This is a genomic window from Pseudomonas sp. GW822-FHT03F04 (assembly GCF_058801405.1).
Genome location: NZ_JBXANF010000008.1, coordinates 202,451 through 229,318, shown reverse-complemented (window position 1 = coordinate 229,318; position 26,868 = coordinate 202,451). Strand labels below are relative to the sequence as shown.

Annotated in this window: 16 protein-coding genes; 8 read left to right on the top strand and 8 right to left on the bottom strand. The window is 62.0% G+C overall.

Annotated elements, in window-relative coordinates; all coding sequences use genetic code 11:
• Nucleotides 1-160: 160 nt before the first annotated feature.
• From AC1RMX_RS20435 to pvdM, 5 genes are all read right to left on the bottom strand, one after another.
• The gene (locus AC1RMX_RS20435) at nucleotides 161-4,312 is read right to left on the bottom strand and encodes an amino acid adenylation domain-containing protein (protein WP_493072854.1); all 4,152 of its coding nucleotides are present in this window, start codon (nucleotides 4,310-4,312) and stop codon (nucleotides 161-163) included.
• 35 nt (nucleotides 4,313-4,347) lie between these two features.
• The gene (locus tag AC1RMX_RS20430; RefSeq protein WP_085732444.1) at nucleotides 4,348-6,006 is read right to left on the bottom strand and encodes a cyclic peptide export ABC transporter; all 1,659 of its coding nucleotides are present in this window, start codon (nucleotides 6,004-6,006) and stop codon (nucleotides 4,348-4,350) included.
• An 88-nt stretch (nucleotides 6,007-6,094) separates the two neighbouring features.
• On the bottom strand, nucleotides 6,095-7,003 hold the full coding sequence (gene pvdO / locus AC1RMX_RS20425) for a dihydropyoverdine dehydrogenase (protein WP_096821156.1): 909 nt from the start codon (nucleotides 7,001-7,003) through the stop codon (nucleotides 6,095-6,097).
• Nucleotides 7,004-7,042: 39 nt separating this feature from the next.
• Entirely contained in the window at nucleotides 7,043-8,338 is a 1,296-nt protein-coding gene (gene pvdN / locus AC1RMX_RS20420) for a pyoverdine-tailoring periplasmic protein PvdN (RefSeq protein ID WP_096821157.1), read from the bottom strand.
• Nucleotides 8,335-9,705, bottom strand: a complete 1,371-nt coding sequence (pvdM, locus tag AC1RMX_RS20415) for a pyoverdine-tailoring dipeptidase-like protein PvdM (protein WP_102621958.1) — start codon at nucleotides 9,703-9,705, stop codon at nucleotides 8,335-8,337. The genes pvdN and pvdM overlap by 4 nt, the downstream gene beginning before the upstream one ends.
• Nucleotides 9,706-9,889: 184 nt before the next feature.
• On the opposite strand from pvdM, the gene pvdP reads away from it, so the two are divergent.
• Nucleotides 9,890-11,500 (top strand): pyoverdine maturation tyrosinase PvdP, encoded by a 1,611-nt coding sequence (gene pvdP / locus AC1RMX_RS20410; protein WP_096821159.1) that lies wholly within the window; start codon nucleotides 9,890-9,892, stop codon nucleotides 11,498-11,500.
• Nucleotides 11,501-11,533: 33 nt separating this feature from the next.
• Here pvdP and AC1RMX_RS20405 read toward each other — a convergent pair whose 3' ends face one another.
• From AC1RMX_RS20405 to AC1RMX_RS20395, 3 genes are read right to left on the bottom strand one after another with little or no spacing between them, the layout of a single operon-like run.
• Nucleotides 11,534-12,928: an efflux transporter outer membrane subunit gene (locus AC1RMX_RS20405; RefSeq protein WP_493072852.1), complete on the bottom strand. Its 1,395-nt coding sequence runs from the start codon at nucleotides 12,926-12,928 to the stop codon at nucleotides 11,534-11,536.
• A gap of 7 nt (nucleotides 12,929-12,935) precedes the next feature.
• Nucleotides 12,936-14,909 (bottom strand): MacB family efflux pump subunit, encoded by a 1,974-nt coding sequence (locus AC1RMX_RS20400; protein WP_493072851.1) that lies wholly within the window; start codon nucleotides 14,907-14,909, stop codon nucleotides 12,936-12,938.
• Nucleotides 14,910-16,082 (bottom strand): efflux RND transporter periplasmic adaptor subunit, encoded by a 1,173-nt coding sequence (locus tag AC1RMX_RS20395; protein WP_096821162.1) that lies wholly within the window; start codon nucleotides 16,080-16,082, stop codon nucleotides 14,910-14,912. It lies immediately after the preceding gene.
• 320 nt (nucleotides 16,083-16,402) lie between these two features.
• Between AC1RMX_RS20395 and AC1RMX_RS20390 the strand changes: the two genes are divergently transcribed.
• From AC1RMX_RS20390 to AC1RMX_RS20360, 7 genes are all read left to right on the top strand, one after another.
• Complete coding sequence (locus AC1RMX_RS20390) at nucleotides 16,403-16,885, top strand: sigma-70 family RNA polymerase sigma factor (protein ID WP_096821163.1); 483 nt, start codon at nucleotides 16,403-16,405, stop codon at nucleotides 16,883-16,885.
• A 132-nt stretch (nucleotides 16,886-17,017) separates the two neighbouring features.
• Nucleotides 17,018-18,355 (top strand): lysine N(6)-hydroxylase/L-ornithine N(5)-oxygenase family protein, encoded by a 1,338-nt coding sequence (locus AC1RMX_RS20385; RefSeq protein WP_096821164.1) that lies wholly within the window; start codon nucleotides 17,018-17,020, stop codon nucleotides 18,353-18,355.
• 493 nt (nucleotides 18,356-18,848) lie between these two features.
• Nucleotides 18,849-21,548, top strand: a complete 2,700-nt coding sequence (mgtA, locus tag AC1RMX_RS20380; protein WP_096821165.1) for a magnesium-translocating P-type ATPase — start codon at nucleotides 18,849-18,851, stop codon at nucleotides 21,546-21,548.
• A 54-nt stretch (nucleotides 21,549-21,602) separates the two neighbouring features.
• Nucleotides 21,603-22,319, top strand: coding sequence for an MgtC/SapB family protein (locus AC1RMX_RS20375; RefSeq protein WP_085711975.1), 717 nt, complete (start codon nucleotides 21,603-21,605; stop codon nucleotides 22,317-22,319).
• Between the two features lie 110 nt (nucleotides 22,320-22,429).
• Nucleotides 22,430-22,861, top strand: coding sequence for a chemotaxis protein CheY (locus tag AC1RMX_RS20370; RefSeq protein ID WP_493072850.1), 432 nt, complete (start codon nucleotides 22,430-22,432; stop codon nucleotides 22,859-22,861).
• 144 nt (nucleotides 22,862-23,005) lie between these two features.
• Nucleotides 23,006-23,632, top strand: coding sequence for a response regulator (locus tag AC1RMX_RS20365; RefSeq protein WP_493072849.1), 627 nt, complete (start codon nucleotides 23,006-23,008; stop codon nucleotides 23,630-23,632).
• 10 nt (nucleotides 23,633-23,642) lie between these two features.
• Nucleotides 23,643-26,864: an ATP-binding protein gene (locus AC1RMX_RS20360; protein WP_493072848.1), complete on the top strand. Its 3,222-nt coding sequence runs from the start codon at nucleotides 23,643-23,645 to the stop codon at nucleotides 26,862-26,864.
• Nucleotides 26,865-26,868 lie beyond the last annotated feature (4 nt).

The following is a 26,868-nucleotide window of genomic DNA, read 5'->3' as shown; positions in this document are numbered from 1 at the left end:
CGGTAATACCCGAACCCGGTCTGTCATTGCAGGCCGGGTTTTTTATTGCCCGGAAGAAATCGACGGCGCCTGGCTTCAGCGACGGATGCCTGAAAAAGCGCCCAAAGAAAAACCCCGTCAATCAAGGATTGACGGGGTTTTTGGGTCTTGCGCAGAGGGCTCAGCGCACTCGACTGTTACTCAGGAACGTATCGATCAGGGGTTCGAGCAATTCATCCTGGAAGATCATGCTGCGGTGTTCCAGTGGTGACAGCAGCGAGCAGTTCAGTTCGCCCGACAGGCTGTAGCGCTGGATCAACGCCTGGCTGAAGGACAGTTCTTCAGCCGTCTTTTCAGGCACCGCCCACCAGCAACTCGGTTTGACCCGCAGTGGCTTGAAGGTGAAGGCGTCGAAGGCTTCCACCAGACGCTCATGCACCGAGAACGCCTGGGCGTTCATGACTTCATTCTTGATGTTCTGCACGGTGGCCAGCAAGTCACCTTGCCCCGGCTCGACCTGACCGGCCGCCCAGTCATAGAAGTCTTTGACGCTGCCATGCGGCGACGTTTGCAGGTAGGCGGTGGTGCGCAGTGCCAGGGTCGGGAACAGCAGGTTGAAGTAGTGCACGGCGTCGAGCACTTCTTCCGAGGTGACGCCGAGCGCTTCGTCGTCCGCTCGCAGGAAGCGTGGCAGGTCGGTAGGGAAGGCCGAAGCCGGCACGGTACCGTCGACCAGCCCCAGAAACGCCACTTCATGACCCTGAGACTCCAGTGTCGCGGCCACGTCCATGGCCAGTGGACCACCCAGCGACCAGCCCATCAGGTGATAAGGCCCCTGCGGCTGGGTGTCGACGATTTCACGGCTGTAGTCGGCGATCATCTCCGACCAGGTTTGCGCGTCGTTGTGTTGCTGCGAGAAGCCGCGATGCATCACGCCGTAGACTTTCGCCCGGTTGTTCAAGCGTTTGGCCAGTGGCTGATAGCAGAACACGATACCGCCGCTGGGGTGCAGGCAGAACAGTGCCGGTGCGTCGGCCGGTGCGTTGTTGAGTTCGACCACGCATTGCGCGGTTGCGAAATGCTGGCGGGCGACGAAAGCGGACAGTTCGGCGATGGTCGGGTGGGCCAGCAGCTCTTGCAGGCGCACTTCGATGTCGAGCTGCGCCTTGAGCTGGGCGATCAACTGGATCGCGAGAATCGAATGGCCGCCCAACTCGAAGAAGTTGTCGGTGATCCCCACGCGCTCGATGTTCAACGACTGCTGCCAAAGACTGGCCAGCGCTTCTTCCAGCGGATTGCCCGGCGCCACGTAGGTTCGTTGCCAGAGGCTGGCATCCGGCTCCGGCAGGGCCTTGCGGTCGAGTTTGCCGTTGGCGTTCAGCGGGAAACGCTCAAGGAACAACAGGTGCGCAGGCACCATGTAATCGGGCAATTGCGCACGCAGTGCGGTGATCAGGGTGTCGCGCAACTCCGACGAGTCCGCAGCGATGACGTAGGCCACCAATTGCAGGCCGCTCGGGCCGTCGTGGGTGAGCACCGCGCAATCCTGCACCTGCGGCTGATCGAGCAGACGCGCCTCGATCTCGCCCAGTTCAATACGGAAACCACGGATTTTTACCTGATGGTCAATCCGCCCGACGTATTCGATGCTGCCGTCGTTGCAGTACTTCGCGAGGTCGCCGGTACGGTACAGGCGCCCACCCGGAACGCTGTCGAACGGGTCGGGGATGAAGCGCGTGGCGGTCAGGTCGGTGCGGTTCAGGTAACCCCGGGCCAGCCCGGCACGACCGATGTACAGCTCGCCGGTGCAGCCTTTGGCGACCGGGTTGAGGCCTTCATCCAGCAGGTACCAGGACAGGTCGGCAATCGGCACGCCGATGGGGCTGGCGGACTCGATATTCAGGTCGCCCAGCGACAGCGGCCGGTAGGTGACGTGAACCGTGGTTTCGGTGATGCCGTACATGTTGATCAGTTGCGGGGCCTGATCGCCGAAGCGTTCGAACCAGGGGCGCAGGCTTTTCACCTCGATCGCCTCACCGCCGAAAATCACGTAGCGCAGTTGCTGGGTCAACGGCTGGTCGGCTTCGCAGGCGACTTTCATCAGCTGTTTGAACGCCGACGGCGTCTGGTTCAGCACGCTGACATTTTCCTCGCAGAGCAGCGTGTAGACGTCTTGCGGCGAACGGCTGACGGCGTGCGGCACGATCACCAGGCGACCGCCGTACAGCAGCGCACCAAAGATCTCCCAGACCGAGAAGTCGAAGGCATAGGAATGGAACAGGCTCCAGACATCGTTCTGATCGAAGCCGAACCAACCAGTGGTGGCTTCGAACAGACGTACGACGTTGTGATGCGCGAGCAGGGCGCCCTTGGGTTTGCCGGTCGAACCGGAGGTATAGATCACGTACGCCAGATTGTCCGGCTGCACGGCCACGTCGGGGTTGTGCTCGGCGGCGTCGCTCAGGTTCGTGGCGTCGTCGAGCAGCACGCAACGCACGTGGGCCGGCAATGGCAATTGTTCACGCAGATGGGACTGGGTCAGGACCCAGTCGATGCGGCTGTCCTCGATCATGTAAGCCAGGCGATCAGCCGGGTAGGCCGGGTCCAGTGGCACATAGGCGCCGCCGGCCTTGAGAATCGCCAGCAGGCCGATCAGCATCTGCGGCGAGCGCTCGGCGGCGATGCCCACCAACACGTCCGGGCCGACACCGTTGGCGATCAATCGGTGGGCCAGACGGTTGGCCTGGCGGTTGAGCTCGGCGTAACTGACCTGTTGTTCGCCGAAGGTCAGGGCGATGGCGGCGCCATTGCGGGCGACTTGCGCTTCGATCAACTGGTGCAGGCACAGCGACGGGGCGATTCGGGTCTGCTGCGGGTTCCATTCGGCGAGGGTCTGCCGATGCTCTTCGGCATCAAGCAACTGCAACTCGTCCAGGCGCAAATCGGGGCGGGCGATCAGTTGCAGCAGCAATTGCTGCCAGTGCCGGGCCAAGCGCTCGATGGTGGCGGGGGTGTAGAGGTCGCGGCTGTATTCGAACGTGGCTTGCAGGTTCTGCGGGCTGAAGTCGACGTCCAGCGACAGGTCGAACTTGGCCTGGCTTTCGCCGGCATCGAGAAATTGCAGGTTCAGCCCGCCCCATTCCACGGCCGCCGGCTCGCCGCCGCCCGTGCGCCAGTTGAACAACACCTGGAACAGCGGATTGAGCGAGGTCGCACTGCCGCGTTGCAGTTGATCGAACAACAACTCCAGCGGGTAATCGGCGTGTTCCAGCGTCGCCAGCGAGTGCGCGCGCAAGGCTTGGAGAAAATCCCGCGCTGGTTGCTGACCGTCGAGCGTCGCCTTGTACACCTGGCTGCTGACAAAAAAGCCCACCAGTTCCTGGCTGTCACTGCGGTTGCGGCTGGCGTTGGGCACGCCGACGGTGAATTCGCGCTGCTGGCTGTAGCGGCCGAGCAGCAGTTGCCAGGCGCCCATCGCCAATACGAACGGGGTCAGGCTCTCGTGCTGGCAGAAACGGTTGAGGGCTTGCAGCGCTGTGGGCTCAAGGCTCAGAGAATGACGCCCGGCCAGGTGTTGCTGGCCTTCGGCGCGGGCATGATCGACCGGCAGCTCAAGCACCGGCAGTTCGCGACCCAGGTACTGACGCCAGTAATGGTCGGCGCGCTTGCAGGCCACGCCGTCGAGGTACTCGCTGCGTTGCCACTGCGCGTAGTCGCTGTACTGGATCGGCAACTCGCTCAGTACCGGGCTGAGGCCGGCGCTGGCCTGCGCGTAGGCGCGCGCCAGATCCTGCATGAGGATTGCGTTGGACCAGGCGTCGGACACGATGTGGTGCATGTTCAGCAGCAACACATGTTCACGCTCGGCGGTCTTGACCAGGGTGGTGCGGATCAGCGGTGCGTGGCTCAGGTCGAACGGTTGCAGGGCCTGGGTTTGCAGGCGTTGTTCCAGGTGCAGGCGACGGGTGTCCTCATCCAGCGAGGAAAGGTCCTGGCGCTTGAGGTTCAGGCGTGTCTGGCGCTCGACCACCTGGGTCGGCACGCCGTCGATTTCGCGAAAGGCAGTGCGCAGGATGTCGTGGCGATCGATCACCGCGTTGAGCGCGGTTTCCAGCGCCTGCGGATCGAGGTCACCGTCCAGGCGCAGGGCGCGCGGCAAGTTGTAGGCGGCATTCGCCGGTGCCTGTTGCTGCACCAGCCACAGGCGCTGCTGGGCGTACGACAGCGGCGCCCGATCGAGGCGTGCGCGGCGGGTGGCGACCGGGTCTGGCTCGACGGCGTCGGCATCGGCCAACAGCAGCGCCAGCAGGTCATCATCAAGAAGTTCGTTCATGGCTTTCTCTTAACACTCGACAGGGGCGGGCCGGTTCAGCAGACGGCTGCCGGGGCTTTTTCGCTGATGACCTGGCCGCCTTGCATGCGCACCAGTTGGTCGGCGACGTCGAAATAACGGTCGTCGTGGGAGATCACGATGATGGTCTTGCCCAGGTATTTGAGTTCCGGCAGCAGCTCGGTGTAGAAAATCCGCCGGAACACCGGGTCCTGATCGGCCGCCCACTCGTCGAACACCAGCACCGGACGTTCCTCCAGCCACGCGTTGAGCAGGGCCAGGCGCTTGCGCTGGCCGGTGGACAGGTCGGTGGTGCTGAACGCGCCATCGCGAATGCTGACCTTGTGCGAAATCTCCAGGCGTTCGAGGTAGCGATTGGCGTCCTCGGGTACTTGTTGATCGCCTTGCACCAGTTCGTCGAACAGGTAGTAGTCGGCAAAAATCGTGGTGAACAACTGACGGTAATCGTCACGGTTCTCGGCCACCACGGGTGCACCGTTGAGCAGGATTTCCCCGCCCTTTGGCGCGTACAGCCCCAACAGCAATTTGATCAGGGTGGTTTTGCCGCCGCCGTTCTCGCCGACGATGAACACGATTTCACCCTGACGGATCGACAGGTTGACCGGGCCGAGGGTGAACGGTTTGTTGTTGTCCACGGCGGCAAAGGCGTAGTGAACGTCACGCAGTTCCAGATGCTCGACCACCGGTTTGGCGCTGGCGGTGTCGCTCAGCAGCAGGTGGGGTTCCGGGGAGGAAAACTGTTCCGCCAGATCGGCAATGCGTTTGAAGGCGATGTTGGCGCGACTGACCACCGGCAGGGTGGTCACCAGGTATTCCAGCGGGCCTTTCATGTACAGCAGCACCAGCACGAAACCGCTGAGCACCGCTTTGTCGGTGCCCAGCCAGAAGGATTGCAGGGCGAGTGCCAGCCCGATTACGACGAAGAACAGCATCGAGCCAAACGTCTTGGCGACCACGAAGGTGTTGATCGAACGGATGTGGGTGTTGCAGATGTAATCGGCGGTGCCTTCGATGCGCTGGCTGAACATGCGCTGACGGCGTGGGCGATGGATGCGCAGTTCCTTGGCACCGGCCGCGATGGCGCTGTAGTGCTTTTGCAGTTCGTCTTCGGCTTCACGGGCGGCTTCGAAACCCTTGATGCCTTTGGCCCGGGCGACGTACTGCACGACGGTGCCGATGATGATCGCCACCAGCAGCAGCGCGAACATCGGCACCGAGAGGTAGGCCAGGTAACCCAGGCAACCGAGGGTGACGGTGAAGGCGATGGCCAGCGGCGCGAAGGAAAACGCGAAGTCGCTGACGGTGTCGACGTCGTGGGTCAGCACCGGGATCAGGCGATGGCTACGGAAGCGTTCGATCTGTTCGATCGGCGCCAGCAGGACTTTTTCGCCAAGGGATTTTCGCAGTCCGGCAATGATGTGCTGGCCGACATGGTTGGTGCCGATGTCGGACAGGATCGAGCTCAACAGTGCCAGTGCACAGAGCCCGGCGAAACTGGCGAGCACGCCCAGCGACGGGCTGCCGTTGGCGTTCAGGGCGTCATTAATGGTCGCCAGCAACGCCGTGACGCTGAGGCCACCGACCATGCCGAGCATGATCGAGATCATGACCACCAGCCAATAGGGCTTGAGCAGACTGAGAACTTCGCTGATGGCGCCACGGGATTTAGTGGTCATGGGGGGATTCCGCTTTTGGAGGCCGCTGGGGGCGATGATTCGAGAAAAACCGGGAGGGCGTCGACCCGATGGTCGACGCCGGGGGGGATCAGAGGTCGCGGGCTACACGAAAGCCCAGCCAGTCGCCCCGCACTTTGGGGTAGACCGCGTTGCGGTTGCCGGAACGCGAGAACACCGGCGCTTCGCCCCAGTCATTGCCGCGGATGCGCTGGATGGTGCAGTCGCCGCTCCGCCACGCGCTGCCGTCACTCGGGGCACCGACGTAGTTTTCGTTGTAGCAGTCGGCCGTCCATTCGTAGACGTTGCCGTGCATGTCATAGACGCCGAAGGCGTTGGCCGGAAAGCTGCCGGCCGGTGCGGTGAAGTTGTAGCCATCGGCCGCGCCGTAGGTGTTGGCGTGTTTGGCGATGCTGTATTCCTTGCCCTCATCGAACGGGAACGGGAAGGGTCCGGTGCTGCCGGCACGCGCGGCGTATTCGCGCAGAGACTCACTGACCAGACGGTATTGTTTGCCGGTCTTTTTCGAGAGCCACGCCACGTACGCGTTGACCTCGGCGAAGTCCATGCACACGGCCGGATGCCTGTCGGTGTACTGCTTGCGCGGGTCGCTGCCCGCGTAATCCGGAATCCCGGCCTTGCACGCGCGGCCCTCGCGATCATCACCGTCGGGCATCTGATAACCGGTGTCCTTGAGGTAGGCGTCCCACTGGCCCCGAAGGACCTGGAAGCGGCTGATGGCCAGCGGTTTGGCGAACGTCACCGGGTGCATCGGGCCTTCGTCCGGTTCGCGGCCGACTTCGTCTTCCGGGGTGCCCATGGTGAACGTGCCGGTGGGCAGCACGACCATTTCCGGGCAGTCCTTGCAGTCTTTGAACACCTTGCCCGGCTGCAGTGGTTCAGCCGCCTGCGCCAGCCCCGGCAACAGGCTGGCGAGCAGGGCGGCCAGGGTCAGCGCGGGGAGCGACTTGATGGAAAAACTACGTAGCTCACTGTTCATCATTTCTCTCGATAACAGGTTTAAAGGAGTTCGCGGTGCTCAGATCTGGCTGACGAGCACGGTCATGAAGCGGTCGATTTCTTGTTCGTTGTTCAGCAGGCCCGGCGCGCTGCGAATGACCGGGCCGACGTCGCGGTCGACGGCATCGGCGATCACCTTGTTCTGCATCAGGTAGGCGGCGATCTTGTCGCAGTCCTTGCCCTTGATCCGGAAGAAGGTGAAGCCGGCGGACAGTTCGGGGCTCAGCGGCGTGACCAGTTCGATCTGCGGGTGTTCCTGCAGGCGTTTTTTCAGGTAGCTGTTCAAGGCGTGAATGCGTGCCTGGACGTCGGCCTTGCCCAGTTGCAGGTGCAATTTGAACGCTTCGTTCAAGGCCCAGCGGTGCTCGAAGGCGTGGTAGCCGCCGGGGGTCATGGTGGTGGAAAACGCGGTGGCTTCGGAGAAGGTCGGAATGATCGGCGTGACGTACCTGACCTGATCGAAACGGCTGCAGACGATGCCGGTCCCGCGCGGGCCGAACATCCACTTGTGGGTGCCGGCGATAAAGAAGTCGCAGTTCATCGCCGGGAAGCTCAGATCGTCGACGCCGAAGCCGTGCACGCCGTCCACCAGATAGATGATCCGGTTATCGTCCGAACGGCCCTTGTTGTGCTTGTCGACCAATGCGCCGATTTCGGCGATCGGCAGTTTCACGCCGCTGCCCGAATGCACCCAGCACATGCCCAGCACGCGGGTTTCGGGGCGGATGTTGCTGTCGATGGCCGCGAGGATTTCGGCCTTGGTCGCCGTGTGCGGATCCTTGAACAGACGGATCTTGCGCACCTTGGTGCCTTCACGCTGCGTGCGCAGCGCGAGGATGGTGTGGGTGGCGTAGTGTTCGTGTTGAGTGGTGAGGATTTCCTGATCGGCACGCACATGGGCGCCGCCGTAAATCATCGCCAGGCCCTCGGTGGTGCTGCCGGTCAGGGCGATCTGTCTGGCGTCGGCTTGCAGATAGCGCCCGGCCCAGACCCGCACTTCTTCCTCGCGCTGCTCGATCACGCCCAGGTCCCAGTCCATCGCCAGTCCCGGATTCTTGTCGAGGGCGGCGCGGTGCTGGGCGATGGCGTCACGCACCGGTTTGGGGTGCGAGGTGATCAGGAAGTTGGAGAAGTGCAGGCAGTCCGGATCCTGCTCGAACAGCGTGCGCAATTGCGCCCACTTGTCCTGTGCCGGCGCTGCTGGCGCGACGTTCGCGGTACTGGCGGGGCTGGCGCCCTGGACGATGCCCGAGGCCAGCGGCAGGCCGGCGGCGAGAATTCCCGCCTGCTTGAGAAACGTACGACGATCACTCATGGCTTGATCTTGTCCTGCTGTGAAATCAGCGCAGGTCGGGCGGCTTTCTGCACCTGATCCCAGACCCGCAGGAAGTTGCCGCCCCAGAGCTTGGCGATGTCGGCTTCGGAGTAGCCGCGCGAAATCAGTTCGGCGGTGACGTTGGGGATGTCGCCGACGTTCTCCCAGCCTTTGACGCCGCCGCCTTCGTTGAAGTCGGAGCTGATGCCGACATGGTCGATGCCGATCTTGCGCACGGTGTAATCGATGGCGTCGCCGTAGTCCTTGAGCGTGGCTTTGGGTTCTTCATCGAGGATCGCGTAGAGGCGGCTGGCGTACTGGCCGAACTTGGCCTCGGGCCACGCGGCGATGATCGGGTCGCCCGGCATCAGCGCCATCGCGAGGTTGGGCAGTGGCGGCAGGTCAAAGCTCTTGCGCAGTTCGTTGAGCTTGTCCTGAGTGGTCTGGGTCAGCGGGCGCAGGTACTGCGAGAAACCCACCACCTGCACCACGCCGCCGCTGTTCTTGATCAGTTGCAGTTCTTTGTCGCTGAGGTTGCGGGGGATGTCGACCATCGCCCGAGGCGCCGAGTGCGAGGCCACCATTGGTGTACGGCTCAGTTGTGCGACTTGTTCCAGGGCTTTGGTCGACATCTGCGACACGTCGATGATCACGCCCAAATCATTGAGGCGCTTGACCGCTTGCTTGCCGATGTCGGAGAGACCGTCGAGCGCATCCGGCGAATCATTGAAGAACGGCAGTGGCCGGGACGAGTCGGCCCAGTCGTTGTTGCCGATGTAGCTGAAGCCGAACATGCGCATGCCGCGCGCCGTCCACAGGTCCAGCAGGTTCAGGTCGTGGCCCAGCGGGTAGGCGTTGAGCATGCTGATGAAAATCGCGAACTTGCCTTCGCCGTGCAGGCGACGGAAATCATCGGGCGTGTAGGCAATCCCGACCTGATTGGGGAAGTCGCGGACCATGCCGGAGATGATCTTGTAGCGGATCTCCTGCTGGTTGCGCGCCTCTTCAACGAAACCCGCCGTGGGCTTGTGCGGCGCATTGGCGCCGTTCCACAGCTCTGGCCAGCCGAAAATCGTCAGCGCCGCACCGGACAGTTGCCCGCGATTGGCCTTGATCAGGTCGAATTGCCCGGGGCCGTCCTTGTCGGCCTCATTGCCGTGGGTGCCGAAGTCCTGGAGGACGGTGATGTGGCTGTCGAACGACAGCAGGTGCTGGTGCATCTCGCGGGCCTGGTCCATCACCTTGGCCGGATAGCCGGGGTTGTCGTTGAGCCAGTAATCCCAGGCTGCGAAGCCTGCTGCGGCACTGATCGCCAGGGCCAGTGGCAGGCCAATGAAAAGAGCCTTTTTCGAACGTGGTTTTGTCATTGCCATCTCAGTCAGGTTCGCCGTCGAGGTACTGGCGCAGGGGCCATTGCTATCTGGAAAGAACGAGTGATTGGCAACGAAATTTAGTCGCATCGCCCTGTGGCGGGGGCGCCCTTAAATTTGTCGGGGCAGCGTACGTTCTAGCTTGGATAAAGCCTGCTTCATGGCTGACACAGGTAGGGCAATGAAGATTTCTCGACGATGGTTCATGGCAGGCCTGGCGCTGACTGGCGCTGCGGTGCCTGCGGCTTATTTTGGTCATCGTGAATGGACCAGACCGGACCCCACGATCACCCCCGGCGAGGCGTCGTTCGACGTGGCCGACATGGCCGGTCAGCGTTTGGCGAACAAGTTGCGCGGGGTCTGGGACATCCGTTTCGAGGGCCGCGACGCCGGCGTCGAAGGGCTGCCGGCAAGCGGTCTGCAAGTGTTCCTCGACATCGGCCAGAAGGGGCGCGGTGTCTGCGGTTTTCTGGATACGCCCGAGCGTCTGCGCTCTGGCGAAACACCGCGTTACCGAATAATCGGTGATCTGGCCGAGGGCGACGCGGCGAAGTTGAGCTGGCGGCTGATCAGTGCCAACGGTCATATCGACTACGAACTGCAAATGATCCTCGACGAAGTCTGGGCCGATTTCGGCAACGCCGGCAGCGGCAGCCTCAGCGGTCGGGTGTCACGCCTGGATCGGCCGTTGGCGCTGCCGATGCAGGACAACCGTTTCATTGCCGTCAAACATCTGTTCCCCGAAGCCCGGCAGCGCACGCCGCTGAATCCGACGCTGCTGGCGTGGCTGATCTCTCCCGAGCATCGGTTGTTTCACCAGGTCTGGCATGCGACGCGGGATAAGTGGCACACCCTGGCCGAAGACAAGCGCAACGCGTTGCGCGGTCTCGGCTGGCAGCCCGGCCCGCGCGACAACGAGCGCGATGCCCGTGGCGACCGTAAGGATCGCAACGGTTCGGGCGTCGACTTTTTCTTCATGCACCGGCACATGCTGGGCACAGCGCGTTCGATGCAGGATCTGCCGTCGTGGGAGTATTTCCCGCTGCCGCAGCCCGAACTGATCCGCGATCGGGTCGGTTTCGCCCGCTACTTCGACAACCACGACGGCACGGCACTGCCGCCGACGTGGCTGGCCGATGGCGACAATGAGTACAGCCAATGGGTCAGCGACCTGAAAACCGCCGAGACCTATGAAAGCAACTTTCAGGTCTGGGAGTCGCAGTACCGCGATCCGGGCTATCTGGCCAAGCTCACGTTGGGCCAGTTCGGTTCAGAAGTGGAACTGGGGCTGCACGACTGGCTGCACATGCGCTGGGCCTCGGTGCCGCGCGATCCGTCCAACGGCCAACCGGTGCCGTTTGCCCGGGATCCGGCGGATTTCGCCGCACGCTGGTTCGCGGCGGAAAACGACTTCCTCGGCGATCCGTTTTCATCCCATGTCAATCCGGTGTTCTGGCATTTCCACGGCTGGATCGATGACCGCATCGAGGACTGGTTCCGCGCTCACGAACGTTTCCATCCGGGCGAAGTCACCCGGCAAGTGGTCAACGGTGTGCAGTGGTTTGCGCCGGGGCGCTGGAACGAGGTCGCGGATCCGTGGCTGGGGCCGACCACTCATGGTTGCAGCACCACGCCGGGTTTGCAGGTGGGCAAGTCAGTGGAGATGGATCCCGAGACCATGAAGCTGGCGCTGCGCATCACCTTCATCGGCGACGAGAAGAAACTCGCCGCACTGTTCCGCCGCGTGCCGCAGCGGCCGTGGTATGCGCGTCATTTGAAAGCCAAGGTTTGAAGCAAAAGATCGCAGCTTGCGATCTTTTGTTTTTCAGCGCGTCTCCCAACCCCCACCCAACGCTTTGTACAACGCAATGCTCGCCTGCATCCGCGCCAGTCGCAGTTGCACGTTGAGATCCTGCGCGGCGTACAGCGTGCGCTGGGTTTCCAGCACGGTCAGCAAGTCTTCGGCGCCGGCCTGGTAGCGGTTTTGGGAAAGGTTGAAGGCGGTCTGCGCCTGATTCAGCTCTTCGGTCTGCCATTGCCGCTGTTGATCCAGACCCTGAATGCTGTTCAGGGCTTTTTCCACGTCGGCGAAGCCATTGATGATCGCGCCGCGATAGGTTTCCAGCAGTTCTTCCTGGCGAGCGGTTGCCTTGTCGCGTTCTGCGGACAGACGACCGTTATTGAAGATCGGCGCGATCAGCCCGGCGGTGAAGTTGTAGAACGGGCTGCGCATTACATCGTCGAAGCGGTTGGCGCCGGAACCCAGCTGCGCGCTCAGGGTGACCTTGGGCAGCATGGCGGCGCGGGCGACTTTGACGTCCGCCTGGGCGGCTGCCAGTTGCGCTTCGGCGCGGGCGATGTCCGGGCGACGGATCAGCAGATCGCTGGGCAATCCGGCAGCGATTTGTGGCCATTGCAGTTGGTCGAACGATTCGAGGCTCGGTGGCAATTCCTGCACCGGTCGCCCGAGCAGTGCCGCGAGACCGATTCGCGCGTCCTCGGCCTGTTGCTGCACCGTGGGCAGTTGCCGCTGTTGCGCGGCCACCAGACTTTTCTGCTGGGCCAGTTCCAGCGCGGTGGCAGAGCCGGCATTGAAACGGGTCTGCACCAGTTGCAGAACACTCTGCGCGTTGGCCAGGTTCAGTGCGGCAATGCGACTTTGTTCCAGTAATGACAGCGCCTGGGTGTAACGGTTGGCGACGTCGCTGAGCAGGGTCAGTTCCACGGTGGCCTGATCGAACTCACTGGCGCGCAGGCCCTGGCGGGCGCTTTCGCGGGTGGCGGCCTGACCGCCCCAGAAGTCGATTTCATAACTGGCGCTGAGGTTGGCGTCGAAGTAGTCCACAGCCTTGTTGCTGCTGTCGGCATCCAGTTGGCTGTAGCCGTTGCCGCGCAGCAGTTTTTGGCGGTTGGCATTCAGGCCTGCGGTTATTTCCGGCAATTGCGAACCGCCCGCAATCACCGTGCTGGCGCGGGCCTGACGTACGCGGGCAATGGCGGCGGCCAGGTCGTGGCTGCCGCTTTGCGCCTGTCCGATCAACTGGTTCAGGTGCGGGCTGGCGAAATGCGTCCACCATTGCTGGTTGGTCTGCGCCACCGATTGCCCGGTCGGCGACTGCCATGCGGCGGGGGCGGTCACGCCGCTCTCCGGGCGTGGGGCGGGGCTGCCGCAGGCACTCAGCATCAGGCAAAGGGTCAACAGGCTCAGTTGCGGTTTCATAGATCGATCATTCACTGGTGAGGGCCGTGACCGGGTCGAGCCGGGCAGCTTTGCGGGCGGGCATGAAGCCGAAAACGACCCCGGTGATCAGTGCGCAGGCGAAGGCGCCGGCGATTGCCACCAGGGAAAATGCGACGGCGACTTCGCTGAGTATCAACACGCCGCCAACCAGCAGCGCCAGGCCGATGCCGGCAATGCCGCCGACCACCGAGAGCATCACTGCCTCGGTCAGGAACTGACGCAGGATGTCGCGCTGACGGGCACCGGTGGCCATGCGGATACCGATTTCGCGAGTACGTTCGCGCACGGTCATGAGCATGATGTTCATCACGCCGATGCCGCCGACCAGCAGCGAAATCGCGGCAATCGAACCGAGCATCAGCGACAGGGTGTTTTGCGTGCGGGCTTCGGCCTGAATCATCGCGGCATTGTTGGTCAGCTCGAAATCCTTCTTGCCGTTGTGCAACTGCAGCATCAATTGTTCGATGGCCATTTCGGTTTCATGGACCTTGCGCGCATCGGCGGCAGCGATCACCACGTACTCGGGGTTGTGCGTTCCGAACAGTCGCACGCTCGCCGCGGAGTAGGGGATGGCGATGCGATTGTCGCTGTCCTGATCGCCGGAGCTGGCGCCTTTACCGGCGAGTACGCCGACCACCTGGAATGGCACGTTCTCGATCAGGATGTATTGGCCGATGGGGTTGCTCACGTTCTTGAGCAACTTGTCGCGGACCTTTTTGCCGATCACCGCCACGGCCGCGCCGTTGCGCTCATCGGCCTCGGTGAAGTAGCTGCCTTCGACCACCGGCCAGTTGAAGATGTCCGGGAAATTGGTGTCGTTGCCGCCGATGTAACTCATGTGATCGAGGTTGCCGAAGCGCACCCCGGCTTCGGCACCGTTGACCGGCATGATGCGGGTGATCTGCGGCAGGCTGGCCAGTGCGGCGACTTCATCCAGGGTGACGATGCCCGGCGGCGTACGCGGGTTCGGCGCGGCGCCGCTGAGGTAAATGATGTTGGAACCGAAGGCGCCCATCTGCGCCATGACCTGGCGTTTGCTGCCTTCGCCGACCGCGAGCATGACCACCACCGACGCCACGCCGATGATGATCCCCAACAGCGTCAGGGCGGTACGGAAGCGGTTGATCCACATGACGCGCCAGGCCGCCTGCACTGCGTCGACCAGTTCGCCTTTCCAGGCGCCGCTTGCTTCGCTGCCCTCGCTCAGGCGCTTGCGCAGATCCACCGCCTGCAAGGCGCCGGGGTTGGCGCTGGTCTGCACGGTGGGATCTTCCTTGGCGCTGTCGCGGATGATCAGGCCGTCGCTGATTTCAATGATGCGCTTGGCCCGGGCCGCCACTTCACGGTCGTGGGTGATGAGAATGACCACGTGGCCCTGGCTCGCCAGCTCGTCGAGCAGCGCCATGACTTCCTTGCCGCTGTGGCTGTCGAGGGCGCCGGTCGGTTCGTCCGCGAGGATGATATGACCGCCGTTCATCAAGGCGCGGGCAATCGACACCCGTTGTTGCTGACCACCGGACAGTTGATGGGGACGGTTGCCGGTGCGCGAGGCCAGACCGAGGCGTTCGAGCAGGGCGGCGGCCCGTGCATGGCGCTCGGCGGCGGGAATGCCGGCATAGATGGCCGGCATCTCGACGTTTTCCTGGGCGGAGCCGGACGGAATCAGGTGGTATCCCTGAAACACAAAACCGAAGGCTTCGCGACGCAGCCAGGCCAGTTCATCGGTGTCCAGGCCGGCGACGTTTTCCCCGGCAAAGCGGTATTCGCCGGACGTGGGCCGGTCGAGGCAGCCGAGGATGTTCATCAGCGTCGATTTGCCGGAGCCGGACGCGCCGACGATCGCCACGAACTCGCCGGCATGGATCGACAGGTCGATGCCGCGCAGCACGTGAACTTCGGGTGCGTCACCGCCGCCGTAGGATTTGCGGATGTCCTGCAGGTCGATCAGGGGCGTTTGCATTCAGCCTCCGTTGCCGTCGGCCGGGCCGATCAACAGATGATCGCCTTCGCTGAGGCCGTCGAGGATCTGCACTTTCAAGCGATCGCTGATGCCGGTGCGCACGGTGCGTTGCTCGATGTCGCCGTTCTGTGCCACGACCCGGGCAATCTGGCTGTCGGGTTTGGTGCTGCCATGCAGGGCCGCAATCGGTGCGGTGAGGACGTCTTTCGCCTGATTCGAGACAAAGAACACTTGCGTGGTCATCTCTGCCATCAGCGCGTTGTCGGCGTTGTCGACATCCAGCAACACGGTGTACAGCACCACGCGACCGGCACCGCTTTTACTGGTGCTGGTCGGGCTGCCGCCGCCCTGGCTGGTCTGGTCCAGCGGTTTGGGCGGCACTGGCAGGATCTGCCGCACGGTGCTGCTCCAGCGCCGGTTGCCGCCGCTGAGGGTGGTGAAATAAGCGCTCATGCCCGGTTTGACGTGGCCGATGTCGGCCTCGGAAACTTCCGCCCAGACCGTCATTGGCGACAGCTTGGCGATCCGCAGGATCAGTGGCGTCTGTTGCTGGGCGTTGAGTGTCTGGCCTTCGCGAGCGTCCAGCGCAACCACGGTGCCGGCCATCGGCGCGAAGATCCGGGTGTAGCCGAGTTCGGCCTGATCGCTGCGCAGACTTGCCTGTGCCTGACGGATCTGCGCCTGGAACATGTCGATCCGCGCCTGTGTGGCTTTGAGTTCGGCGCGGGCGGTCTGCACGTCCTCTTCTCGGGTGGCGCCGCCGGCGGCCAGGTTCTGCTGGCGCTGGTACTTCTGGCGCGCCAGTTCGTGTTGAGCCTGTTGTTCCTGCAACTGCGCCTTGAGGTTTTCGATGGAAAACTGGCTAGCGTCGAGTTTGGCCTTTTGCGTGGCCGGGTCGATTTCCACCAGCAGTTGGCCTTCCTTGACCACGTCGCCGACTTCCACGTGGATCTTGCGAATCTGCCCCGACGCCTGGGCGCCGACATCTACGTAACGGCGAGGCTGGAGGGTGCCGAGTGCGGTCACGCTGCTTTCTATATCGCCACGGGAGACTTGCACGGTGGCGAATTTGTCCCGACCGGGCGGCAAGACTTGCCAGGCGGCAACAGCAATAACGGGAATCAGACAAAGGGCGATGAGCAGGGCGCGTCGGGCGGGGCGGGGACGTTTCATGCAGGGTTCCGGCCAGTGGAAATCGGCCCGTCGTTCAGCAGGCACCGCGAACGGGCCACGGTCGAACGCTGTCGCAGGGCGCGACAGATACGGGGGGCTGTCCTTTAAACGAGAGACGGGGTGGGGAATTTAAGCGCTGAAAAACGCGGTAACAGGTATAGCTGGCAACAATTTGTCGGGCAAATGGAAACAGCGCTTTAAATCTATATGAGAATTACTATAAATTACGCGTCTGAATTTGCCACCATCGTGCCACTGCCTGTTTTGGCAGATCGCCGGTCTGGCTCAAGGATCGAAACCGCACCCTGCGGCCGGGAGTCATGTTGGAAAACTACTATCGCGAGCTGGTGTGTTTCCTGAACGCCAAGCTAGGCAACCGCCAGGTGGCCGAAGATGTGGTGCATGACGCTTATCTGCGGGTACTGGAACGTTCCAGCGACACGCCAATCGAGCAGCCCCGCGCATTTCTCTACCGCACGGCGCTCAATCTGGTGATCGATGACCACCGGCGCAATGCTTCGCGCCAGGTTGAATCCCTTGATGTGCTCGACAGCGAAGAGCGCTATTTCAGTCCTTCTCCTCATCACAGTCTCGATCATGGCCAGCGCCTGGCGCTGTTGCAGCGTGCACTGGCCGAGTTGCCGGCGTTGTGCCGCGAGAGCTTTTTGCTGCGCAAGATCGAAGGGCTGTCGCACCCGGAGATCGCCGAGTGCCTGGGTATTTCCAAGGCCTTGGTCGAAAAACACATCGTCAACGCCATGAAACATTGCCGAGTGCGCATCAAGCAATGGGATGGACATTGATCGTTCCCGGTTAAATTTTTTTTCACCGTCCTCGTTCCTACTCAACAGACGATCTGCTGTCCTGCACAAGGCCGGTCAGGTCACCCAGGCTTCATCCCCGCTGTTGAGGGGTACATCCAGAGGACACTGGAAATGACACAGGCAATTGCATCGCCCATCGTTCACGACCTGATCGGCGTCGGTTTCGGCCCTTCGAACCTGGCGCTGGCCATCGCTCTGCAAGAGCGCGGCCCGACCCAGGGTGAACTGGATGTGCTGTTTCTCGACAAGCAACCGACCTACAGCTGGCACGGCAACACGCTCTCGACCCAGAGCGAGTTGCAGATTTCCTTCCTGAAGGATCTGGTGACCCTGCGCAATCCGACGAGCCCGTACTCGTTCGTCAATTACCTCAAGCAGCACGGTCGTCTGGTGGACTTCATCAACCTCGGCACCTTCTATCCGTGCCGCATGGAGTACAACGACTACCTGCGCTGGGTGGCCGCGCAGTTCACCGAACAGAGCCGCTACGGCGAAGAAGTGCTGACCATCGAACCGGTGCTGCACAACCATCAGGTTGAAGCGCTGCGGGTGATTTCCCGTGGTGTGGACGGCCAGCAATTCGTTCGCACCGCACGTTCGGTAGTGGTCAGTGCCGGCGGCACACCGCGCATTCCCGAAGCCTTCAAGGCACTGAAGGGCGATGCGCGAGTATTCCACCACTCGCAGTACCTGGCGGAGATGGCCAAGCAGCCGTGCGTCAATAATCAGCCAATGAGCATCGCGATCATCGGTGGCGGCCAGAGCGCGGCGGAAGCGTTCATCGATCTGAACGATTCGTTCCCGTCGGTGCAGGTCGACATGATCCTGCGCGGCTCGGCGCTGAAACCGGCGGACGACAGCCCGTTCGTCAACGAAGTGTTCTCGCCGGAATTCACCGACCTGATCTTCCAGCAGAAGAGCAGCGAGCGTGAGCGTCTGGTCAACGAGTACCACAACACCAACTACTCGGTGGTCGACATTGACCTGATCGAGCGCATCTACGGCATTTTCTATCGGCAGAAAGTCTCGGGCGTGGCGCGCCATGCGTTCCGCACCCTGACCACTGTCGAGAAAGCCACCGCCACCGAGCACGGTATCGAACTGACCGTGCGCAACAACGCTACCGGCGAAGTCACCGTGCGTGCCTACGACGCGGTGGTGCTGGCCACCGGTTACGAGCGTCAGATGCATCGCAAACTGCTGGCGCCGCTGGAAGAGTACCTGGGCGACTTCGAGGTCGATCGCAACTACAAACTGATCACCGACGAGCGCTGCAAGGCCGGTCTGTACATGCAGGGCTTCTGCCAGGCCAGCCACGGTCTGAGCGATACGTTGCTGTCGATCCTGCCGATCCGTGCAGACGAGATCGCCGGCTCGCTGTATGAGCATGGCAAGCACCGTGGGCACAGCCGTTCGGTGATGGACTTGTTGTTGGCCACGGCCAGCTGATGACGTCCTGACGACTCCCACGCCGAGCGCGGGAGTCGTTTCGAGGTCAATCCTGAACCCTTCCTGAATGACCTCCACATCTCCCGACCTCATTCCTTTTACGGGTTTACTCTCCAGGCATCGGGGCGTAAGCTTCGCGCGTTTTCATCAATAGCGGAGACCCACAGTGGGTACTTGTTCGAGTGACAGTTGTCGGCCGGTCCTTGTAACCGGCAGATTCTCGGCAAGATAACGCGCATTCCTTTGTGCCGTTGTCTCGCCGAACAGCGAGCAGCGGCATCCCGATCATGGTCAGTTGAGACCATGTCCCGACGTCCTTCTCATCGACGCTGAAAAGAGCGTGGTTTCGACTTTTTCGTCGCAATCGCAGCCCTATCGACACGCCTGTCTTTTTTGACCGGCGCGCCAACCCTTGCCGTGCCGAATTTTTCGGTGCAAGAGGGCTGGACGTACCTGCTTGACGGTTTCCCGGCTGACCATAGGGGCAACAGCCATGAAACTTACGCTCAAGGAATTTTTCGCAGGCTTCCTGCGGACCCGTCACATCGCCCGGCACTTCCGTCGTCTGGCCGTGCTGGAAAGTCTTCGCGACACCACGGTCAGCCGTGAAGTGCCGCCCACCCTGGCCAACACATTGGTGGACGCCGCCCATTGCGACAGCGGCGTGCTGCTGTCGAACCTCGGTACCCACACCGACGGCCTCACCGATTTCGAAGTCGATGTGCTGCGTGCGCAGCATGGCCTCAACGAAGTCGAGCATGAGCAACCGCTGCCGTGGTGGACCCACCTGTGGCACTGCTACAAAAACCCGTTCAACCTGCTGCTGACCCTGTTGGCGGTGATCTCGTGGCTGACGGACGACCTCAAGGCCGCCACCGTGATTTTCTCGATGGTGGTGCTCTCGACCCTGCTGCGCTTCTGGCAGGAAAGCAAATCCAACCGGGCGGCCGACGCGCTCAAGGCGATGGTCAGCAACACCGCCACCGTGCTGCGCCGGGATGCGCCGCGCACTGAACTGCCGATCAAGCAACTGGTGCCCGGCGATCTGATCGTGCTCTCGGCCGGTGACATGATTCCTGCCGATTGCCGGGTGCTCAGCGCCAAGGATCTGTTCGTCAGCCAGGCCGCGATGACCGGCGAATCGATGCCGGTGGAGAAATTCCCCCGTCAGGCGGATCGCGATACGCGTAACCCGCTGGAGCTCGACAACATCCTGTTCATGGGCACCAACGTGGTGTCCGGGACAGCGGTCGCGGTGATTCTCACTACCGGCAACAGCACCTATTTCGGTGCGCTGGCGCTGCGGGTCGGGGCAACCGATCGCGGGGTGACGTCGTTCCAGCAAGGCGTGAACAAAGTCAGCTGGCTGTTGATCCGCTTCATGTTCGTCATGGCGCCGCTGGTGCTGTTCATCAACGGTTTCACCAAGGGTGACTGGACCGAAGCCCTGCTGTTCGCGCTGTCGATCGCCGTGGGCCTGACCCCGGAAATGCTGCCGATGATCGTCACCTCGACCCTGGCCAAGGGCGCGGTGTTCCTGTCGCGCAAGAAGGTCATCGTCAAACGCCTGGATGCGATCCAGAACTTCGGCGCCATGGACGTGCTGTGCACCGACAAGACCGGCACATTGACCCAGGACAAGATCTTCCTGGCGCGCAATGTCGACGTCTGGGGTGAAGACTCCGACGATGTGCTGGAAATGGCTTATCTGAACAGCTACTACCAGACCGGCCTGAAAAACCTGCTCGACGTGGCGGTGCTGGAACACGTGGAAGTCCACCGTGAACTGAAGGTCGGCACGGCGTTTCGCAAGGTCGACGAGATCCCGTTCGACTTCAATCGCCGGCGCATGTCGGTGGTGGTCGAAGGGCACGGCCAACCGCATCAGTTGATCTGCAAAGGCGCGGTGGAAGAAGTGTTGTCGGTGTGCACCCGGGTTCGTCACGGTGAAGTCGACGAAGCCTTGAGCGATGAATTGCTGGCGAGAATTCGTCAGGTAACAGCAGCATTCAACGCTGAAGGCTTGCGCGTGGTAGCGGTGGCAGCACGGTCGATGCCTGAAGGTCGCGACACTTACAGCCTGGGCGACGAGCAGGAACTGACGCTGATCGGTTACGTGGCATTCCTCGATCCGCCGAAGGAAAGCACCGCACCGGCACTCAAGGCTCTGGCCGAACACGGCGTGGCCGTGAAAGTGCTGACCGGCGACAACGAGCTGGTGACTGCCAAGATCTGCCGCGAAGTGGGCCTCGCGCAACAAGGCCTGTTGATGGGCAACGACATCGAACGCATGAGCGACGCGGAACTGGCGGTGGCGGTAGAGACCACCAACGTGTTCGCCAAGCTGACGCCATCGCACAAGGAGCGCATCGTGCGCATCCTCAAGGGCAACGGCCACGTGGTCGGGTTCATGGGCGACGGCATCAACGATGCGCCGGCCCTGCGTACGGCGGACATCGGTATTTCCGTGGACAGCGCAGTCGATATCGCCAAGGAAGCGGCCGACATCATCCTGCTGGAAAAGAGCCTGATGGTGCTGGAGGAGGGCGTGCTGGAAGGGCGTCGGACCTTCGCCAACATGCTCAAGTACATCAAGATGACCGCCAGCTCGAACTTCGGCAACGTGTTCTCGGTGTTGGTGGCCAGTGCGTTCATTCCGTTCCTGCCGATGCTGCCGATGCACCTGCTGGTGCAGAACCTGCTGTATGACATTTCGCAGATCGCGATCCCGTTCGATAACGTCGACGACGAAATGCTGAAACAGCCGCAACGCTGGCAGCCCGGGGATGTCGGACGCTTCATGCTGTTCTTCGGCCCGATCAGTTCGATCTTCGACATCACAACGTTCGCCTTGATGTGGTACGTGTTTGATGCCAACACCCCGGATCACCAGACGTTGTTCCAGTCCGGCTGGTTTGTGGTGGGATTGCTGACCCAGACGCTGATCGTGCACATGATCCGCACGCCGAAGATTCCGTTCCTGCAAAGCCGCGCGGCCATGCCGCTGCTGGTGATGACCGGAATCATCATGGCCGTGGGCATCTTCCTGCCGATGGGACCGCTGGCGCACTACTTCAAACTGCAAGCGCTGCCGTCGATGTACTTCGTGTTCCTGCCGGTGATCCTGCTGGCGTACATGGCACTGACCCAGGCCGTAAAAGGCTTCTACATCCGCCGGTTCGGCTGGCAGTAACAGGAAAGATTCCCCCCTTGTGGGAGCAAGGGGGGCGGTTTCAAGGAGTTCAACATGCAAGCCATCAACAACATCAACCTCGATTCGCTGCTCGACACCTTGGTCAGCCTCAGCGCGGCCTTCATTCTCGGTGGGCTGATCGGCTTCGAACGCCAGTACCGGCAACGCACGGCGGGCTTGCGCACCAACGTGCTGGTGGCGGTCGGCGCGGCAATTTTCGTCGACATGGCCAACCGGCTCGGCGGGGCCGAAGGCGCGGTCCGGGTGGTCGCCTACGTGGTGTCCGGGATCGGTTTTCTCGGCGCCGGTGTGATCATGCGCGAAGAGGGCAATGTGCGCGGTCTCAATACCGCCGCCACACTCTGGACTTCGGCAGCGGTGGGCGCCTGTGCCGGTGCCGACCTGCTGGCCGAGGCGGTGCTCGGCACCTTGTTCGTGCTCGCCGCGAATACGTTGCTGCGACCGATCGTCAACAACATCAACCGCCAGCCACTGGATGTGGTCTCGGCGGAAGTCACCAACATCGTCTACGTCATCGCCCGGCGCTCGCAGCAGACGGCTGTGTTCGCCTTGCTTGAAGCCGAGCTCGAACGCAGCAACTACCCGGCCAGTGACGTCGATGTGCACGCCTTCGGTGCCGACGAAATCGAGATCGAAGCCACGCTCGCAACCACGTCGGTGGACGGCGATGAGCTGGACGCCCTGGTGAAGCGGATTTCAACGTCGAACCTGGTGGTGCAGGCGTTCTGGAGCCCGAGCACTACGGAGTAAAGCGTTCAATCCGGATGAGTGACGGTGTTTTTCGGAAAAGTCCTACAGAGCTCGTCCCGATGCTTGGGTAGTCTTTGCCGCCACTTGAAGCGACTACCGGGACTCCCACATTGACCGACAAAACCCTGCGCATCCTGATCGCCGACTTGCAGCATTTTCACCGGATGAAAATCGAGCGGATGTTCAATGGCCTCGATTACTACCGCATCGCACCGGTGCAGAACCTCGCCGAACTGCTGACGCTGGTCGATTACGGCTGCCAGCCGTTCGATGTCCTGGTGATCAATGCCGAACTGGTGGCCGGGATGCCGGATCTGCGTGGCTTCCTGTTCGACCATCCGCAAGTCCGGCATGCGCTGGTCTATGGTGAGCCGGCGAACTCATTGGCTGTTTCCGGGCTTTTTCAGGCGAAAATCACTTCCAGCCACGCCGCGTTACCGTCAATGAATGCAATCACGCAGTTGATGGCGTCGGTCGAGGCTTCCCTGGAGCGCTCGTCGCGCAGTGGCCAGACAAAATCGCTGGCGCCAATGCGCGCCTGATCACAGATCGGTCGAGGGCGCAACTGTCAGGTCTGACAGGTGCTTCGCCACGCGTCCCGTGTAACAGTCGTAGCGCAGCTACCAATAGTCCCGTTCATGCAAGATCGGTGGCGCCATCGTGATGTATTCGCCCCGGGAGTGGTCATGGATTCAGCATTGATCGTCGACGATCACCCGGTGGTCGTCGGTGCCGTCAGAATGGTTCTGGAATCACTGGGCTATAAACCGATTCATGTCGCGTCGAGCGGCGTCGACGTGGTGCCGATGATCCGTGCACACGCGCCGAAACTGATCGTGCTCGACTTGAAGCTCACGGGCTTCGGCGGCCTGGAAGTGTTGGAGCGCATCAGGACCATCGGGCTGGACTGCAAGGTGGTGATTTTCACTTCGGCCGACCCAGAGCACTATCTGATGCGTTGCCGGCGTGCGGGTGCGATGGCATTTGTCACCAAATCCGCCGCAATGCAGCAGTTGCAGAGTGCAATCAAGGCTGTCCGTTCGGGTTATAGCTTCTTCCCCGAATTGCCTGTGAACAATGCAGGTCAATCCGACGCGAGCCGTGATGAGCGAGAGTCGATAGCAAGCCTGTCCACTCGCGAAATGGAGATCATGATAAAGCTCGCCCAAGGCGACTCCAACAAGCGAATTGCGCAAGCGATGAGCCTCAGTCATAAAACCATCAGCACCTACAAGACCCGCTTGATGCTGAAACTCGGGGTAAGCTCACTGGTAGTGTTGCGAGAGTTTGCCAAACGCAACGGCCTGTTCTGAGCGGCTGCGCATGATGAGGCCGCTACGTTTCGTCTTCCTCTTTCTGGTGATGCTCGCCAGCGGAGTGCAGGCAGGCGAGGCCGCACAAAGACTGGAAATTGTCTCTCGCACCCGGTTGGAGGGCGTACAGGTTCGCCTCGATGAGCAGGATCGACAGTGGCTCAGTGCACATCCGGTGCTGCGTATCGGTGCCTCCTGGCCGGATTACCCACCCTTTGAATTGACTCGCAAACGATACGAACTGGAAGGCCTCACAGCCGATTACGCCGACGCGATCGCCCAGTTGCTGAGCATCGGCGTCGAGGTCTGGTGCTACCCCGATCGCGAAGCCGCCATGACGGCACTCAAGGCCGGGGAGGTGGACCTGCTGGGCACGTCGAACAACTTCGAAATCGCTGACCCCGAGCTGATGCTGTCTCGCGCCTACGCCGAGGATCAGCCGATGTGGGTGACCCGGCTTGACGAGCCATTGCCGGAAGATCTGGCGGGCAAGCGCATCGCCATGGTGGACGACTACCTGCCAGCCGCGATGATCGAGAAGACTTACCCGCAAGCCTCCCTGCAGCGTTACCGCTCGATTCTCGATGCCCTAGGCGCCGTGGCGTTCGGTCGGGATGCTCTGTACCTCGGTGACTTCATCAGCGCCAGTTATCTGATCAACACCAATTTTCACAACGACCTGCAACTGGCCGGGCCTTCCGGCCTTGATGCCAACCCGTTCGGCTTCGCCCTGACTCGCAGCAACATGCGTTTGAAACGTCTGGTCGACAAGGCGTTGCTGGCCATTCCCATGGAGCAGCGTCTGGCCATTGAACTGCGCTGGAGCGCCGGTCGCGCCGACATGGCGGCTCAATCGCGAGTGAGCCTGAGCGCCAGCGAGCAGCAATGGCTGGATCAACATCCGGTGGTGCGGGTCGGCGCTATCGACGACTTTGCGCCGTTGACGTTCTTTAACGCTGACGGCCGTTTCAGTGGGCTGGTTGCTCAACTGCTCAACCTGATCAGTCAGCGCAGCGGCCTGAGGTTCGAGGTGGTGCGCGGGCAGTCTCTGGATCGCCAGGTCGAGCAATTGAAGACCGGGGAACTCGACCTGTTGCCGGTGCTGACCCCGAGCCGCGAGCGCGAACTTGAAATGCTGTTCACCCGGGCGTACGCCAACAGCCCCTTTGTGCTGATCGCCGATTCAAAGGCGCCCGGGCCTCGCAGCCTGGACGAGATGGCGGGCAAGCGTCTGGCGCTGTATCGCGGCAATCCATTGCGCACTTATCTGTTGGAGCATGTGCCGCAGATCCGCCTGGTCGAATTGCCAAGCCCTGCGGCGGGCACGCAGGCACTGCTGGACGGTCAGGCCGATGCGACATTGAGTTCATTGCTGGTGGCGCGTTATCAGATCGATCATCAGTACCGCGATCGCCTGCGTATTGTCTCGACGCTGGGTGATCAGCCGGCCCGGATCGCGATGGCCACGGCGCTTGAGGCTCCGCAGCTGCAATCAATTCTGAACAAGGCACTGCTGAGCATCGCTCCGCAGGAAATGGACGATCTGGTCGCGCGCTGGAGTCGCAACGTGGTGCTGCAGGACAGTTACTGGCAGCGTCATCGGGAGCAAATCCTGCGCGGGTTTGCCGTTGCGGCGGGGTTGTTGTTGCTGGCATTGGGCTGGATCGGTTTTCAACGCCGGCAGATTCGCCAGCGTCAGCAATGGCTGCGTCAATTGCAGGAAGCCAAGGAGGCGGCCGATGACGCCAACCGTGCCAAAAGCACATTTCTCGCGGTCATGAGCCATGAAATCCGCACGCCCATGAGCGCGTTGCTGGGCATGCTCGAGCTGGCACTCAAGCGTGCCGACGAAGGCGTGACCGATCGCCCGGCAATTGAAGTGGCGTCCAATGCAGGCCAGCAGTTATTGGCATTGATCGGCGATATTCTCGACATCGCGCGGATCGAGTCCGGGCATCTGTCGCTGGCCCCTGAGCGTGCCAATCTGCGCGAGGTGGTGGCGTCGGTGTGTCGGGTGTTCGAAGGCCTGGCACGACAGAAGTCATTGTCCTGGCGGGTGGAGCTGGATGAGCGTAGCGACGTCGACGTGATGCTCGACCCCGTTCGCTTCAAACAGGTGCTGTCGAACCTGTTGAGCAACGCGATCAAGTTCACCGACGAAGGTGAGGTCAGCCTGCGCTTGCAAGTGTTCACCGAACAGGACGGGCAGCTGGAAACCGGTGTGATCATCGAAGACAGTGGCCGGGGGATCAGCGCCGAGGATCAGCAACGATTGTTCAGCCCGTTTGTGCAGGTTGGCAGCCATCAGCCGTCGGCGCGCAGCGGTTCCGGTCTGGGGCTGGTGATCAGCCGCAATCTGTGTCGACTCATGGGCGGCGACTTGTGGATCAGCAGCGAGCCGGGACGTGGCACGCAGGTCATGCTGCGGCTGGAGTTGCCTGTGCTGGAGCCGCTCGTGCAGGAGGCCGCAACGACGTCAGCGGTGACGGCGGTAAAGTCGCTGAAGGTGCTGGTGGTGGATGATCATCCGGTCAATCGCTTGTTGCTGTGCCGGCAGTTGAGCGAACTCGGGCATCGCGCCGTCGACACCGGGGACGGTGAGCAGGGGCTGGCGGTTTGGCGCGAGCAACCTTTCGATGCGCTGATCACCGATATCAACATGCCCGGGATCGACGGTCATGAACTGGCGCGGGCTATTCGTGAAGAAGAGGCGGCGACGGGTAGGGCGCGTTGCCTGATTCTCGGGGTTACCGCCAATGCGCGGATCGAAGAACAACAGCGATGCCTGGCGGCCGGCATGGACGATTGCCTGTTCAAGCCGATTCTGCTGCGCGAACTGAGCCAGGCCTTGCTGGCCGCAGAGACCGGCGAAACGCAGGTAGAGAGTGTGGATGATCAGGGGGCGACTGAATTCGACTTGAGTGCGCTGTTGCAGGTGGCGGGTGCGGACAACCCGCTCATCGGCCAATTGCGTGAAGAGGTACTGAGCAGCCTGCGCGCCGACCTCGAACGACTGGACGTGTCAGGCCGCAAAGGGGACCGCGCAGGCTTGCGTGACCTGGCGCATCACGTCACGGGCGGGGCGCACATGATCGGTGCCGAGCGCGTGGTCTCGGCCTGTCGGATACTCGAACAGGCCTGTCGCGACGACGCGCCCGAGGCGGCACTGACGGCCGCCATCGATTCGCTGCGCAAGGCCATGCACGACCTCGCGCAGCATCTTCAGGCCTGATCGA

Excerpts from the sequence above, each read along its gene's own strand:
- AC1RMX_RS20435 (WP_493072854.1), bottom strand. The coding sequence starts at position 4,312 with ATGAACGAACTTCTTGATGATGACCTGCTGGCGCTGCTGTTGGCCGAT.
- AC1RMX_RS20430 (WP_085732444.1), bottom strand. The coding sequence starts at position 6,006 with ATGACCACTAAATCCCGTGGCGCCATCAGCGAAGTTCTCAGTCTGCTC.
- pvdO (WP_096821156.1), bottom strand. The coding sequence starts at position 7,003 with ATGAACAGTGAGCTACGTAGTTTTTCCATCAAGTCGCTCCCCGCGCTG.
- pvdN (WP_096821157.1), bottom strand. The coding sequence starts at position 8,338 with ATGAGTGATCGTCGTACGTTTCTCAAGCAGGCGGGAATTCTCGCCGCC.
- pvdM (WP_102621958.1), bottom strand. The coding sequence starts at position 9,705 with ATGACAAAACCACGTTCGAAAAAGGCTCTTTTCATTGGCCTGCCACTG.
- pvdP (WP_096821159.1), top strand. The coding sequence starts at position 9,890 with ATGAAGATTTCTCGACGATGGTTCATGGCAGGCCTGGCGCTGACTGGC.
- AC1RMX_RS20405 (WP_493072852.1), bottom strand. The coding sequence starts at position 12,928 with ATGAAACCGCAACTGAGCCTGTTGACCCTTTGCCTGATGCTGAGTGCC.
- AC1RMX_RS20400 (WP_493072851.1), bottom strand. The coding sequence starts at position 14,909 with ATGCAAACGCCCCTGATCGACCTGCAGGACATCCGCAAATCCTACGGC.
- AC1RMX_RS20395 (WP_096821162.1), bottom strand. The coding sequence starts at position 16,082 with ATGAAACGTCCCCGCCCCGCCCGACGCGCCCTGCTCATCGCCCTTTGT.
- AC1RMX_RS20390 (WP_096821163.1), top strand. The coding sequence starts at position 16,403 with ATGTTGGAAAACTACTATCGCGAGCTGGTGTGTTTCCTGAACGCCAAG.
- AC1RMX_RS20385 (WP_096821164.1), top strand. The coding sequence starts at position 17,018 with ATGACACAGGCAATTGCATCGCCCATCGTTCACGACCTGATCGGCGTC.
- mgtA (WP_096821165.1), top strand. The coding sequence starts at position 18,849 with ATGAAACTTACGCTCAAGGAATTTTTCGCAGGCTTCCTGCGGACCCGT.
- AC1RMX_RS20375 (WP_085711975.1), top strand. The coding sequence starts at position 21,603 with ATGCAAGCCATCAACAACATCAACCTCGATTCGCTGCTCGACACCTTG.
- AC1RMX_RS20365 (WP_493072849.1), top strand. The coding sequence starts at position 23,006 with ATGGATTCAGCATTGATCGTCGACGATCACCCGGTGGTCGTCGGTGCC.
- AC1RMX_RS20360 (WP_493072848.1), top strand. The coding sequence starts at position 23,643 with ATGATGAGGCCGCTACGTTTCGTCTTCCTCTTTCTGGTGATGCTCGCC.